This is a genomic window from Faecalibacterium sp. An77 (assembly GCF_002161315.1).
Lineage (GTDB): Bacteria > Bacillota > Clostridia > Oscillospirales > Ruminococcaceae > Faecalibacterium.
In genome coordinates this window covers 1-13,234 of the sequence record NZ_NFHK01000015.1, presented here as the reverse complement: position 1 = coordinate 13,234, position 13,234 = coordinate 1, and the positions used below count along the sequence as shown (strand labels likewise).

12 protein-coding genes and 1 riboswitch are annotated in these 13,234 nt (G+C 63.3%); of the genes, 3 read left to right on the top strand and 9 right to left on the bottom strand.

Features of this window, described 5'->3' with window-relative positions:
- Nucleotides 1-254 precede the first annotated feature (254 nt).
- Complete coding sequence (locus tag B5G28_RS07010) at nt 255-1,250, top strand: LacI family DNA-binding transcriptional regulator (RefSeq protein ID WP_343214625.1); 996 nt, start codon at nt 255-257, stop codon at nt 1,248-1,250.
- A gap of 70 nt (nt 1,251-1,320) precedes the next feature.
- Here B5G28_RS07010 and B5G28_RS07005 read toward each other — a convergent pair whose 3' ends face one another.
- Together B5G28_RS07005 and pyk are read right to left on the bottom strand one after the other, a co-directional pair.
- Nucleotides 1,321-1,779: an S-ribosylhomocysteine lyase gene (locus B5G28_RS07005; RefSeq protein WP_087247259.1), complete on the bottom strand. Its 459-nt coding sequence runs from the start codon at nt 1,777-1,779 to the stop codon at nt 1,321-1,323.
- A gap of 11 nt (nt 1,780-1,790) precedes the next feature.
- Nucleotides 1,791-3,557, bottom strand: coding sequence for a pyruvate kinase (gene pyk / locus B5G28_RS07000; protein WP_087247257.1), 1,767 nt, complete (start codon nt 3,555-3,557; stop codon nt 1,791-1,793).
- A gap of 322 nt (nt 3,558-3,879) precedes the next feature.
- Here pyk and B5G28_RS06995 point away from each other — a divergent pair, with 322 nt between their 5' ends.
- Nucleotides 3,880-5,058, top strand: a complete 1,179-nt coding sequence (locus B5G28_RS06995) for a phosphopentomutase (RefSeq protein ID WP_087247255.1) — start codon at nt 3,880-3,882, stop codon at nt 5,056-5,058.
- A gap of 67 nt (nt 5,059-5,125) precedes the next feature.
- Here the strand turns inward: B5G28_RS06995 and secA are convergent, their stop codons facing one another.
- The 6 genes from secA to B5G28_RS06965 all read right to left on the bottom strand — a co-directional run bounded on the left by secA (nt 5,126) and on the right by B5G28_RS06965 (nt 12,031).
- Nucleotides 5,126-8,077, bottom strand: a complete 2,952-nt coding sequence (gene secA, locus B5G28_RS06990; protein WP_087247253.1) for a preprotein translocase subunit SecA — start codon at nt 8,075-8,077, stop codon at nt 5,126-5,128.
- 273 nt (nt 8,078-8,350) lie between these two features.
- Nucleotides 8,351-8,992, bottom strand: coding sequence for an HAD hydrolase-like protein (locus tag B5G28_RS06985; RefSeq protein WP_087247251.1), 642 nt, complete (start codon nt 8,990-8,992; stop codon nt 8,351-8,353).
- A gap of 30 nt (nt 8,993-9,022) precedes the next feature.
- On the bottom strand, nt 9,023-9,562 hold the full coding sequence (locus B5G28_RS06980) for a QueT transporter family protein (protein WP_087247326.1): 540 nt from the start codon (nt 9,560-9,562) through the stop codon (nt 9,023-9,025).
- A gap of 9 nt (nt 9,563-9,571) precedes the next feature.
- A riboswitch (PreQ1-III riboswitch) is annotated at nt 9,572-9,662 on the bottom strand.
- Between the two features lie 137 nt (nt 9,663-9,799).
- Entirely contained in the window at nt 9,800-10,669 is an 870-nt protein-coding gene (locus B5G28_RS06975) for a DegV family protein (protein WP_242967502.1), read from the bottom strand.
- An 8-nt stretch (nt 10,670-10,677) separates the two neighbouring features.
- Nucleotides 10,678-11,184: a tRNA (cytidine(34)-2'-O)-methyltransferase gene (locus tag B5G28_RS06970; RefSeq protein WP_087247247.1), complete on the bottom strand. Its 507-nt coding sequence runs from the start codon at nt 11,182-11,184 to the stop codon at nt 10,678-10,680.
- A 13-nt stretch (nt 11,185-11,197) separates the two neighbouring features.
- Nucleotides 11,198-12,031 carry a bifunctional hydroxymethylpyrimidine kinase/phosphomethylpyrimidine kinase gene (locus B5G28_RS06965; RefSeq protein ID WP_242967501.1) on the bottom strand — a complete coding sequence of 278 codons (834 nt, stop codon included), beginning with the start codon at nt 12,029-12,031 and terminating at the stop codon, nt 11,198-11,200.
- Between the two features lie 114 nt (nt 12,032-12,145).
- On the opposite strand from B5G28_RS06965, the gene B5G28_RS06960 reads away from it, so the two are divergent.
- Nucleotides 12,146-12,349: a hypothetical protein gene (locus B5G28_RS06960; RefSeq protein ID WP_087247245.1), complete on the top strand. Its 204-nt coding sequence runs from the start codon at nt 12,146-12,148 to the stop codon at nt 12,347-12,349.
- An 81-nt stretch (nt 12,350-12,430) separates the two neighbouring features.
- On the opposite strand, the gene B5G28_RS06955 is transcribed toward B5G28_RS06960, so the two are convergent.
- Nucleotides 12,431-12,931, bottom strand: coding sequence for a hypothetical protein (locus tag B5G28_RS06955; protein ID WP_087247243.1), 501 nt, complete (start codon nt 12,929-12,931; stop codon nt 12,431-12,433).
- Nucleotides 12,932-13,234 lie beyond the last annotated feature (303 nt).

The window sequence follows — 13,234 nt, the reverse complement described above, 5'->3', positions numbered from 1 at the left end:
TTCGTAATGTTTCGCTCTGGGATAAATATAAACCTGTTTTAGCGAAGAATCAAGTCTTTTTTGGTGGTTCGTGAATAATTTGTGAAGGTTATACAACAAAAGTGTCTGACTTTATGGTGATATGACAAAACGAAGTATACAGTTGAAACTATCGAAACTTTTTTAAAGGTTTCGACATTTGCCTTTTTGGCATGGAGAAGGTATAATAAAAGCCATATTGGCATAGAAGGAAGGTGCCGGCCGGGATGGTCACAATGGATGATATCGCAAAGAAAGTGGGCGTCTCCAAGGGGACCGTATCCAAGGCGCTGAACGGCGCGCCCGACGTCAGCGACGCGCTGCGCAAGACCATCCTGGAGACAGCGGTGGCCCTGGGCTATACCCGGGCCCGCCGCGGCGCGGTGCGGAGCCTGTGTATCCTGATCGAGAACATGAGCTGCAGCAAACCGGAGGATTTCGGCACCGATATCGTCACCGGCTTCCGCCAGATGGCGGAGCCCTCGGGCTATGGCGTGCGGGTGGTGGAGCTGACCAAAGAGCTGCAGCAGTCGGTGCCTTACGATACCTTCATGCTGCGGGAGGGGTATCTGGGGGCCCTGGTTCTGGGCATGAGCCTGAACGACCCCTGGATGAAGGAATTTCCCCGCAGCCGCACCCCGGCGGTGCTGTACGACAACCTGATCCTGGGCAACCCCACCGTGGCCACCCTGGGCATCGACAACAACGAGGCCATCGGCCAGGCGGTGGAGGCCCTGTACGGCATGGGTCACCGGAAAATCGGCTACCTGAGCGGGGCGCTGGGCTCTCACATCACCCAGGTGCGGTACCGCAGCTTTTTCTATGAGCTGAACCGCCGCAAGCTGCCCAGCTCCAAGAGCCTGGCGGGGTATTCCTATTACTTCTCCGAATGCCTGGACAATCACCTGCCCCGGCTGCTGGACCAGGGGGTCACCGCCATCCTGTGCAGCTCGGACCTGCTGGCCCATACGGTGCTGATCCGCTGCCAGGAACTGGGCATCGATGTGCCCCGGCGGCTGAGCATTGTGGGCTTTGACGACCTGCCTTTCTGCGCCCACACCGCCCCGCCCCTCACCACCATCCGCCAGGACCGGCTCCAGATCGGCAAGAGCGGCTATTACGCCCTGGACAGCCTGATGAACGGGGTGCCCATCAGCAGTCTGCTGCTTCACGGCCAGCTGATTCTCCGGGGTTCCACCGGCCCCGCCCCCAAACTGCCCCGGAACCGATGAAAACACAAAGCCCAGAGACAGAAAAACGCCCTCCGGCGAAAGCCGAAGGGCGTTTTATACTGTCAAAACATCAGTCCTGGTAGTGGAGCTGGTCGGCGGTGAGGGCCTCCAGCACCGGTACCATGGCGGCGGCCTCGGCCCGGGCGGCGGGCAGGTCCATATCCTGCCAGTTGCCGCACTCCACCTCGCTGGCACCGGGAATGGGCCCGTCATAGGACGCCATAAACCGGAAGGCCTCCACCGTCAAAGCCAGGGCCTCGGCGGGGGTCAGGCCCCGGGTCAGCAGGTAAAAGCCGGTGCGGCAGCCCATGGGGCCCACATAGATGACCCCCTGGCTCCAGGCACTGTTGCGGGCATAGGTGGCGAACAGGTGCTCCAGGGTGTGGGCTGCGCCGGTGGAGAGATAGTCGCCCTGGTTGGGGCGCTTCATCCGGATGTCCCAGGTCAGGACGTCGCCGTCCTGGCGGCTCAGGTACATGCCGGGCAGCAGCCTGGTGTGATCCACGCAGAAACTGGCGATCCGTTCCATGGGGCGCCTCCTTAGGCCTGGCCCTGCAGGGACTGGACGCTGCCGTGCGCGCAGTCCACCGCGATGTCCAGACCGTCGCGGATGTGGCTGGTGGCGCCCTGTGCGCCCACGATGGCGGGCTTGAGCAGGGCATTGGCGGTGATGGCGGCATGGCTGTTCATGCCGGGTTCCTCCACCACCAGAGCGGCGGCCTCACGGATATAGGGCATCATCTCGTTGCTGGTGAAGGGCAGGACCAGGATCATGCCGGGCTTGAAGCGGGCCTTGATCTCGTCCAGGCTGTGGCAGACGCAGGCCTTGCCGGTGGCGCTGGCGTTGGCAGCGTCCTCGCGGCCCACGCCCACGCCGGAAGCCAGGCAGTTGCCCACCATGTGGATCTTCACCATGTTGGTGGTGCCGCTGACGCCCACCGGCACGCCGGCGGTGACCACGGCCAGCTCGCCGTTGTGGATATAGCCGTACTTCTCGGCCAGGCTGGTGGACACGTCGATCAGTTCATCGGTGCTGTGGGCCAGAGGCATCAGCAGCGGGGTGATGCCCCAGGACAGGGCCAGCTGACGCTGGACCTGCTGGCGCATGACAAAGGCGATGATGGGCTGGTCGGGACGGTACTTGCTCAGCAGACGGGCGGTGTTGCCGGACTCGGACACGGTGACGATGGCCGAGGCGTTGACGTCCTGGGCGGTGAGGCAGGCGGCGTGGGCGGTGGCGTCGCTGACGCTGGTGGTGCCGTTGACCTTCATCCGGCTCAGGCGGTGGACCTGGTAGTGGGCGTCGGCCTCGGTGCGCTCGGCGATCTGGGACATGGTCCGCAGAGCCTCTACCGGGTAGGCGCCGGCAGCGGTCTCGCCCGACAGCATGATGGCGGAGGTGCCGTCATAGATGGCGTTGGCCACGTCCGAAATCTCGGCACGGGTGGGGCGGGGGTTGTTCATCATGCTGTCCAGCATCTGGGTAGCAGTGACGATGGGCTTGCCGAAGGAGTAGGACCGGTCAATGATGGACTTCTGGATGCTGGGCAGCTCGGAGAAGTCGATCTCGACGCCCAGGTCGCCGCGGGCCACCATGACGGCGTCGGCGGCAGCCAGAATGCTGTCGATGTTCTCGACGCCCTCGGGGTTCTCGATCTTGGCGATGATGCGGATCTTGGAGTCGTACATGTTCAGCAGGTTGCGGATCTCGTAGACGTCCTGGGCCGTCCGCACAAAGGAGGCGGCGATGAAGTCAAAGCCCTGCTCGATGCCGAAGATGATGTCGTCCCGGTCCCGCTGGCTCATATAGGGCATGGACAGGTGGACGCCGGGAACGTTGACGCCCTTCTTGTTCTTGATCTTGCCTGCGTTCAGGACGGTGCAGACGATGTCGGTGTCGGTGACCTCGCGGATGGACAGCTTGATCAGGCCGTCATCCAGCATGATGGTGCCGCCGGGAGCCACGTCGTGGGGCAGGTCCTTGTAGGTGATGCTGACCATCTCCTTGGTGCCCTCCACCTCGCGGGTGGTGAGGGTGAAGGTCTGGCCTTCGTCCAGCATCTCGGAGCCGTTCTTGAAGTCCTTCAGACGGATCTCGGGGCCCTTGGTGTCCAGCAGGGCGGCCACAGGCTGGTTCAGCTCTTCACGGATGGCCTTCAGGGCGTCGAAACGGCCCTTGTGCTCCTCGTGAGAGCCGTGGGAAAAGTTGAAACGGGCCACGTTCATCCCGTTTTCTACAAGCGCCCGCAGCACGCCCTCCTTGTCGGTGGAGGGACCCAGGGTGCAGATAATTTTGGTTTTGCGCATAGCGTTTACCTCCTGGCATACCAATGCCGTATATGAATGATATTTTATGCCATACACTCTTATTATAACTTGATGGATACCAATGAGCAAGAAGTTTTTTGCGAAAATGTTGTGACGGGCAACGTTTTGGAGGCCGGAAAGCCTTCGCGGAAGATCGGTGAAAGTGTGACTTTGCCTCTTTTGCGGGGTGGGGAAATATGGTATACTGAAATCAAACCAGCGCCCCGGCGCGCCGTTCTCCGCCCAGGAGGATGGACAGGCCCCGGCGCCCTTTGACCCGCGGGACGCCCGGCAGGGGCCCCGCAGAAAGGACTAAAACACTATGGCAAAACGTATATTTTTGATCGTTCTGGACAGCTTTGGCATCGGTGCGGAGCCGGACGCCGCCGCCTTTGGCGACGAGGGCACCAACACCCTGGAAGCCATTGCCCGGGACCCGGCCTTTGACTGCCCCAACATGGGCCGTCTGGGCCTGTTCAACATCGACGGCGTGACGGCGGGCCAGCCGGACGCCGCCCCCATCGGCGCCTTTGCCCGGCTGCAGGAGCAGAGCATGGGCAAGGACACCACCATCGGCCACTGGGAGATTGCCGGCGTGGTCAGCCCCGAGCCGCTGCCCACCTTCCCCAACGGTTTCCCCGACGAGCTGATCGCCGAATATGAGGCCAAAACCGGCTACAAGGTCCTGTGCAATAAGCCCTATTCCGGCACCGAGGTGCTGAAGGACTACGGCGAGCAGGCCATGGCGGAAAACGCCCTCATCGTCTACACCAGCGCCGACAGCGTGTTCCAGGTGGCGGCCAACGAGGCCCTGGTGCCTGTGCCCGAGCTGTACCGCTGCTGCGAGATCGCCCGGGAGATGCTGAAAGGCAAGTACGGCGTGGGCCGTGTCATTGCCCGGCCCTTTGTGGGGGACAAGGCGGACAACTTCCGCCGCACCACCAACCGCCACGACCTGAGCCTCAAGCCTCCCCGCGACACCATGCTGGACCTGATCGGCAAGGCCGGCCAGGACGTCATCGCCGTGGGCAAGATATTCGACATCTTCGACGGCCAGGGCGTCACCGAAAAGATCAAGACCACCGGCAACACCAACGGCATTGCCTTCACCCAGGCCCTCCAGACCCGGGACTTTGAGGGCCTGGCCTTTGTCAACCTGGTGGACTTCGATATGCTGTACGGCCACCGCCGCGATATCCCCGGCTACGCCGCCGCCGCCACCGAGTTTGACCGGTTCCTGACCGATTTCCTGCCCGGCATGCGGGAGGACGATATACTGATGGTCACCGCCGACCACGGCTGCGACCCGTCCTACCTCAAGACCACCGACCACACCCGGGAGTATGTGCCCTGGCTGGTCTACGGCAAAAAGATCCGCCCCGGCGTCAACCTGGGCACCCGCATGAGCTTTTCCACCATCGCCCGGACCATCTGTGAATATCTGGGCGTGGACGCCTCCAGCCTGGACGGCCAGAGCGTCTGGAACGAGATCAAAGCTTAACCTGTTTTCCCGCCGATAAAAACGCCCCCGCCTTCTGTTTGTGGAAGGCGGGGGCGTTTATGCTGGATTAGTTTTTGGATGCCAGGTCGGGGTGGTACTGGGCGCAGGTGCACTTTTTCCACTTGAGGCCGCTGCCGCAGGGGCAGGGATCGTTCCGGCCGATCTTGCCCACGCGCACCGGCTTGTTGGCGGCGCCTGCCACCTGGCCGGCGGCTGCGGCCCGGGCGCCGGCGCTCTGGCCGGTCATCTTCTGGCGCAGGGCGGCGATGTCAGCCGAAGCAGGGGCGGCCGGAGCGGCCGCTGCGGCGGGGGCGGCGGCAACAGCGGGAGCGGCTGCCGCAGGTGCAGCGGGGGCCGGCTGCTGGGCAGCGGCCTGGGGTGCAGGCTGGCCCTGCTGGACCGGGCGGACCTCAATCATCAGCAGCATCTTGACGGTGTCCTCACGGATGGAGTCCACCATCTGGTCGAACATGTCAAAGCCCTCGATGCGGTATTCCACCACGGGGTCCTTCTGGCCGTAGCTGCGCAGGGAAATGCCTTTGCGCAGCTGGTCCATGTTGTCGATGTGGTCCATCCAGTACCGGTCCACGCACCGCAGCAGGCAGATGCGCTCCAGCTCCCGCATCAGAGCGGCGCCGTAGCGGGTCTCTTTGTCTTCCAGCACCTTGATGCCGCGGTCGTACAGGGTGTCGGCCACCTGCTCGGAGGTCAGATCGGCCAGCTCCTCGGCGGTGTAGTGGAAGTCGTTGTCGGTGGTGAGCCAGCCCTTGTAATGGCGGCGCAGGGCGGCAAAGTCCCAGTCCTCCTTGACCTCGCCGGTCAGGAACAGAGCGCAGCTGCTGTCGATGTTGTCCCGCAGCATCTTGTGGATGTCGGCGCTGACGTCCTCGCCGTCCAGAACCTTGCGGCGCTGGCCGTAGATGATCTCGCGCTGCTGGTTCATGACGTCGTCGTAACGCAGCACGTTCTTGCGGATCTCGAAGTTGCGGCCTTCCAGCTTCTTCTGGGCGCTCTCGATGGTGGAGGTAATCATCCGGGTCTCGATGGGGGTGTCCTCATCCAGACCCATGGAATTCATCAGGTTCTGGACCCGCTCGCCGCCAAACAGGCGCATCAGGTCGTCCTCCAGGCTCAGATAGAACCGGGAAGCGCCGGGGTCGCCCTGACGGCCGGCACGGCCACGCAGCTGGTTGTCAATGCGGCGGCTCTCGTGGCGCTCGGTGCCGATGATGAACAGGCCGCCTGCGGCGCGGACTTCCTCCGCCTCGGAGGCGATTTCGTCCTTGTACTGGCGGTACAGCTCGTCAAAGCGGGCCCGGGCCGCCAGGATGTTGGCGTCGGTGGTGTCGCTGTGGCCGTCGGCCTCGATCAGCAGGGCTTCCACCTGCTCGGGCAGGGCGTCCTGGGGAGCGTCGGGGTTCAGCAGCTTCTCGCAGAACTGCTCTTTGCGCATCTGGGCCTTGGCCATGAACTCGGCGTTGCCGCCCAGCATGATATCGGTACCACGGCCGGCCATGTTGGTGGCGATGGTGATGGCGCCCTTTTTGCCGGCCTGGGCCACGATCTCGGCCTCACGCTCGTGGTTCTTGGCGTTCAGGACGTTGAAGTCCCGGGTCCGCTTCTGGAGCATCTTGGCCAGGATCTCACTCTTTTCCACGCTGACGGTACCTACCAGAACCGGCTGGCCCTTTTCGTGGCAGGCCATCACCTGGTCGATGACCGCACGGTACTTGCCGGCCACGGTGGAATACACCACGTCGGGGTAGTCCTTGCGGATGGTGGGCTTGTTGGTGGGAACGGTCACGATGTTCAGGCCGTAAATCTCGGTGAACTCGGTGGCCTCGGTGCGGGCTGTACCGGTCATGCCGGACAGCTTCTTGTACATGCGGAAATAGTTCTGGAAGGTGATGGTGGCCAGGGTCTTGCTCTCGGAGGCGATGGTGACCCCTTCCTTGGCCTCGATGGCCTGGTGAAGGCCCTCGTTGTAGCGGCGGCCGATCATCAGGCGGCCGGTGAACTCATCCACAATGATGACTTCGCCGTCCTTGACCACATAGTCGATGTCCTTCTTCATGACGCCGTGGGCCTTGATGGCCTGCTCAATGTGATGCACCAGGGTCATGTTGTCGGCGGCGGCCAGGTTGTCCACCTTGAAGTATTCCTCGGCCTTCTTGATGCCGCTGGCGGTCAGGGTGGCGGTCTTGTGCTTTTCGTCCACCACGTAATCGCCGTCGGCCTGGTCGTCGGCCTCCTCCTTGGTCTCCAGCTCCACCACCACGCTCTTGCGCAGGCCGCGGACAAACTGGTCCACCTGGGTGTAGAGGGAGGAAGAATCCTCGCCCCGGCCCGAGATGATCAGGGGGGTGCGGGCCTCGTCGATCAGGATGGAGTCCACCTCGTCCACGATGGCGTAGGCGTGGCCGCGCTGCACCATGTTGGCCTTGTAGGTGACCATGTTGTCGCGCAGATAGTCAAAGCCGAACTCGTTGTTGGTGCCGTAGGTGATGTCGGCGTTGTAGGCCTTGCGGCGGGCGGCGCCGTCCAGGCCGGGGACAATCAGGCCCACCGTCAGGCCCAGCCAGCGGTACAGCTTGCCCATCCACTCGCTGTCGCGCTTGGCCAGGTAGTCGTTGACGGTGACCACATGGACGCCCTCGCCCGACAGGGCGTTCAGGTAGGCGGGCAGGGTGGCCACCAGGGTCTTGCCTTCACCGGTCTGCATCTCAGCGATGTTGGCCCGGTGCAGGGCGATGCCGCCGGTGATCTGGACCGGGAAGTGCTTCATGCCCAGCACGCGCCAGGCGGCCTCGCGGCAGACCGCGAAAGCCTCGGGCAGGATGTCGTCCAGGGTTTCGCCCCCCGCCAGCCGCTCCTTCAGGGCCGGGGTCTGGGCCTGAAGCTCGCTGTCGGACATGGCCGCATAGGTGGGCTCAAGGTCGAGGACCTTCTTGGTGAGGGGGTTGATTTTTTTCAGCTCCCGGTCCGAGAAGGTGCCAAAGATTTTTTCTACCAGGGACATAGTTTCACCTCAAAATAGGAGTGTTCGTGTATTGTAAGGCGGGGCCCGGGGCGGAAAATGCCGCGGGCGGCGCCGGCTTTCGCAGGAAAGCGGAAAGGCTGTGCAGGGGGCCGCGGCAGGGCCCGGCCCCAATGACACTGCCCCTATGATACACCAAAGCGGGAAGGGGTGTCAAACATTTGCGGCGGATTCAGGTAAAATTTCTGTGAACAGACCGCAAAAACCGCCCTGTAAGGCCCCTTTGCGGGGGAAACAGGGCGGTGAAATCAGAGTTTACAGCAGGCCGGGCAGGTCTTCCAGCCGGTCGATGGTGGGGTTGCCGGTGGCCTCCAGGCGGGCGCGGGTCTGGTGCCCGCCGGTGTAGAGGATGCAGCGCACTCCCATGGCCCGGGCGGTCTCGGCGTCGTGGTCGGTGTCGCCGATCATGACGCACCGGACCGGGTCGGCCCTGCAGGACGCCATATACCGGCGGCCCAGCTCCACTTTGCTGACGCCGTGGATGTCGTCCAGGCCCAGCATCTCGATGAAGCGCCGGTCCACCTGCCGGCGGCGGGCCTGGTCCACCAGGTAGTCCCGGCGGGACACCGACAGCAGCACCTGGCCTTCACACCGGGCGGCCATCGCCTCCAGGGCGCCGGCAGCGCCCCGGGTCAGGGGGCAGCCGTCCACATGGGCGTTGTACAGGTCCATGTAAGTTTCGGCCAGCTGGGGGAAGGGGGTGCGGTCAAAGTCAAAGCCCACCCGGCGGTAATAGGACTGGATGGGAAAGCCGAACACCCTGCGGTATTCCTCCACCTCATACCGCTGCGGGTAGTGGTAGGCGGCCAGCAGGCCGTTCAGACAGTCGCAGGAGTAGTCCACGTCGTCCATCAGGGTGCCGTTCCAGTCCCAGAACACAAGCTGCGTGTCTGCCATAAAGCGCCTCCTGTCAGGGTGTATGGGGGGTTAAGCGTGCTGGCGGGTGGTCTCGTCGGTGAAGATCTGGGCCAGACGCGGGTTGGATTCAATCAGGCGGACCAGCAGGACGCCCAGCACACAGCAGCTGATGATCTCGCCGGCGCCCACCGACAGGGCGTTGGCAAAGATGAGGGCCGGGGTTGCCGGGGTGTTGGAGAAAAAGACCGCAATCTCGGTGCCCACGATAACGGCGTTCCACAGCACCGGGGGAATGGAGGCCGGGATGGCCAGGCCGCCCACACGCCAGCGGCGGACCGCATAGGTGCACAGGCAGGCCAGGAAGGTGGCCAGGGTGCCGAACACCACGTCAATCATGGTGGAGCCCAGCAGGTTGGCCAGGGCGCAGCCCAGGGTGACGCCCAGGATGTACTCGGGGCCAAAGATGGGCAGCAGGCACAGGGCCTCGGCTACGCGGACCTGGATGGCCCCATAGGAGAAGGGAGCCAGGCCCAGGCACAGGGCCACATAGATGGCCGCCACCACGGCGCAGCGGGTGAGTTTGCGGACGGTGAGAGTTTCCTTGTTCATGATACAATACTCCAGCGGAAAGATTTTGACCTTCCGGGGCCGCCAGCCCCCGGAGGTTTGGCCCGGCATGCGCCGGGGAGCCTAAAATCCTAAGTTGCTCTTTGGGTCGCTATTTGGATTTCAAGGAGTGCGCAGAGCGCACTATCCAATACTATACCACAGAAAAACGCCGGAAACAAGAGAAAAATGCCCCCGGCGGCAAACCGGGGGCAGATGAAATCAGATTCAGACCGGGGTTCAGCGGGCCTTGCCCACGTAGGCAATGGCGATGGTGTCGGGGCCGGTGTTGGCCGAGACCACGCCGCCCAGCTCAAAGACCACCACAGGCTCCTGACCAAAGGCCTTCTTGCAGGCGCGGCGCAGATCCTCCGCCTGCTTGATGTTGGTGTGGCCGATCATGTATTCGAAATCGTCCACACCGGCGACCTTTTTCTTGCACAGGTCCACCATGGCGGGGATGACCTTGTCATCGCCGCGGACCTTGCTCTCCACCACCGTCTTGCCGTCGATCAGGCTGATGATGGGGCGCAGGCCCAGCAGCTCGCCCGCAAAGGCGGCGGCAGCCGAAATGCGGCCGCTCTTCTTCATCTGGCGCAGGCTGTAGGGTCCCAGAATGATCTCCATTTTGTCCATCTGGGTCTCGAACTCGCTCAGGACGTGGCGCAGCTCGGCGCCGTTGCGCAGCTTGCGGGCCATCTCGCAGACGTACCAGCCGAACACCATGGAATAGGTGTGGCTGTCCAGCAGGTGAATCCGCATCTTGTGCTCGGGGCGCTCCTCCCGCAGCATCCCGCGGGCCATGACGGCGTTGTCATAGGTGGAGGAACCGCCGCGGTTGATGGTGACGTGAATCACGTTGGTGTAGCCGGCGTCCACATACTCGCAGTACTTCTGGCAGAACTGGATGGGGGTGATGGCTGCGGTGGAGGGCACGCCCTTGGCCTGACGCATCAGGTCATAGAATTCCTCGTTGTTGCAGCTCACACGCTCCAGATAGTCGGTGCCGTCCAGCAGGATGTGGAAGCTCATGATGTCGATGCCGTACTTGTCGGCCATCGACTGGGGGATGTCGCAAGAGGAGTCGGTCAGGATCGCGATTTTGTTCATAGTAATCCTCATTTCCATTCGTAGTCACGCAGATGGCCGTGGTCAAGCAGCTCGGGAAAATCCCATTGGCGCAGAACCTCGTAGACGCCCACCGCCACGCTGTTGGACAGGTTCAGGCTGCGGCATCCCTCCCGCATGGGCAGGCGGATGCACCAGTCCTGATTGGCGGCCAGCAGGGCCTCGGGCAGGCCTGCGTCTTCTCTGCCGAAAACCAGATACGCCCCGTCCGGGTATGCCACGTCAGTATAGCGGCGGGGCGCCTTGGTCGAAAAATAATAGAAGGGGCCTTGATTGCGGGCAAAAAAATCGTCGAGGCCCTGATAATATGTTATATCAAGCATGGGCCAATAGTCAAGACCCGCGTGCTTTAATTTTTTGTCGTCGATGGTGAACCCCATGGGCCCCACCAGGTGCAGCCGGCAGGCGGTGCAGGCGCAGGTACGGGCTACATTGCCGGTGTTTTGGGGGATGCGGGGCTCCACTAGGACGATGTTTAAGGTGGGTTTATGTTCCATGTCTTCCTCCAGTTTACAGCTCGCCCATGGGGGCCAGACGGGGCAGCAGCGGCTCGAACCACACGCCGAACCGGGTATCAGCGTCCCGGGGGGTGTGCTGGATGGCCTGGGCCACAAAGCCGGCGGCCGCGTCGGCGGCGGCGCTCAGGACGTTGCCACGCAGCAGCGAGCCGATGACGATGGCGCCGAACAGGTCCCCGGTGCCGGGGAAACTGCGGTCGATGTGCAGGTGCCGCACCACAAAGGGCTCGTCGCCGGCGCCGGCGCAGCCCACGAACTTGCCCATGGGCAGGCCGGTCACCACCACACGCCCGGCGATCCGGGTGAGCTGGGCGGCCAGGTCCAGAGCCTGTTCCTGGGTGATGGGCTCGGCGGGCAGGGCGAGGTCCTGGCCCAGCAGCAGCCGGGCCTCGGTCAGGTTGGGCAGGATCAGGTCGGCGGCAGCGCACAGGCTGCGGACCTTTTCAATGACGGCGGGGGTGAAGCCGCTGTAGGGCTTGCCGCCGTCGGCCATCACCGGGTCCACCACTTTGACCGCCTCCGGCCACAGCCGGAAGGCCTCGGCGGCCAGGTCCACCAGGGCCTCGGTGCCCAGGTATCCCACATAAATGCAGTCGGGCACAAGGCCCAGGGCACGGTAGTGCTCCAGGGCGGCCCGGCCATAGGCTTCGCAGTCCAGCCGGGCGGGCTGGCCCAGGCCGCCGGTATGGGTGGACAGCAGCATGGTGGGCAGGGCGATGGGCTGCAGGCCCATCACCGCCAGCACCGGCAGGATCACCGACAGGCTGCACCGGCCGGCGCCGGACAAATCGTGAATGCAGAGGACTTTTTTGGGTTCAGTTGCCAAGGAACAGGCCTCCTTTTTATAAATACATATCCTGAACCCTCCCGGGCATACTATGACAGGCCGTCCGAAAACGGCACAGATGATCCAAACTTGTACAACGGGAGGGCACTGAGTATGAAAGACAATCGGGTACAATCCACCGCCGGCCTGCTGCTGGGCATGGCCGCAGGGGCTGCCGTGGGCGCTATGGGCGTCATGGCCGCCGTTCAGCAGAACCCGCGGGGCGTCCGCCGCACGGCGCGCAAAATGGCCAAGGGCGCCGAGCAGGCGGTGGGCCGCCTGGACCAGATGGCCAACGACCTGATGGAACGTTTCTGATCACCGGCCCGGGGCATCCGGGCAAAAAAAGACTGCGGCAGGCATGAGCCCCGCAGCCTTTTTGATGCCAGCGCCCAGCGCTCAGAGAACGGTGACGCACATCCGGGCCGTTTTGGTCGTCTCACCCAGCAGATCCATGTCCAGCTCGATGACGCAGGTCACCAGCAGGGACCGGCTGATGTTGCTGCCGGTCAGCACCGAGGAGGGCAGGTTCTTGATGGTGAGGACGGCGGTGCCGTCGTCCAGACTGCCCGACATCTCGCCGTCGTAGGAGATATCCCCGATGGTCAGACCCGACAGATGGCCGTTGAAGACCACCGTCGAGACGGTCTGGATGGGCAGCTGGAGGGTGTAGGTGCCGTTGGACTGGCGGACCAGGGTGGCTTCACGGTTGGCGTCCACGCCGTCGTTCACCACCGAGGGGTTCTCGGTGTCCTGCTCCCAGAAGGACACCGCCACCGGCAATGTGGCGGTGACGCCGCCGGTGGGGCCGGTGGCCCCGGCCGCTAGGCCGCCTGCCAGAATCATTGCCAGGGCCAGCAGGGCTGCCCACAGCCGTTTATAACAAAGAGTACAGGTCATGTTCTAACATCCTTTCCTGAGGGGCGGCGCAGCAGCCTGTCGGACTGTGCAAACTGCCCCACTATCAAGATAGCACCCTTTCAAGGAATTGTCAAGACCGCGTCAAATTCCGCGGCGCGGGGCCCGGGGCCTGCCGGGCCAAAACCGCGCAGGCAAAACAAAAAACGCCCTCCCTGGCCGCGGTGCTGAACCGCCCCATATTGTGCGGACAGTACAAAAAAGAGGCCTGCAAGGGGTAGAACAAGCGAATTAAAGACTGGCCTGGCGAAGCGAGAGCGGAGCCAGGCCAGTCTTTGTCTGGAG

Coding starts and splice junctions, on each gene's coding strand:
- B5G28_RS07010 (WP_343214625.1), top strand. CDS start 255: ATGGATGATATCGCAAAGAAAGTGGGCGTCTCCAAGGGGACCGTATCC.
- B5G28_RS07005 (WP_087247259.1), bottom strand. CDS start 1,779: ATGGAACGGATCGCCAGTTTCTGCGTGGATCACACCAGGCTGCTGCCC.
- pyk (WP_087247257.1), bottom strand. CDS start 3,557: ATGCGCAAAACCAAAATTATCTGCACCCTGGGTCCCTCCACCGACAAG.
- B5G28_RS06995 (WP_087247255.1), top strand. CDS start 3,880: ATGGCAAAACGTATATTTTTGATCGTTCTGGACAGCTTTGGCATCGGT.
- secA (WP_087247253.1), bottom strand. CDS start 8,077: ATGTCCCTGGTAGAAAAAATCTTTGGCACCTTCTCGGACCGGGAGCTG.
- B5G28_RS06985 (WP_087247251.1), bottom strand. CDS start 8,992: ATGGCAGACACGCAGCTTGTGTTCTGGGACTGGAACGGCACCCTGATG.
- B5G28_RS06980 (WP_087247326.1), bottom strand. CDS start 9,562: ATGAACAAGGAAACTCTCACCGTCCGCAAACTCACCCGCTGCGCCGTG.
- B5G28_RS06975 (WP_242967502.1), bottom strand. CDS start 10,669: ATGAACAAAATCGCGATCCTGACCGACTCCTCTTGCGACATCCCCCAG.
- B5G28_RS06970 (WP_087247247.1), bottom strand. CDS start 11,184: ATGGAACATAAACCCACCTTAAACATCGTCCTAGTGGAGCCCCGCATC.
- B5G28_RS06960 (WP_087247245.1), top strand. CDS start 12,146: ATGAAAGACAATCGGGTACAATCCACCGCCGGCCTGCTGCTGGGCATG.
- B5G28_RS06955 (WP_087247243.1), bottom strand. CDS start 12,931: ATGACCTGTACTCTTTGTTATAAACGGCTGTGGGCAGCCCTGCTGGCC.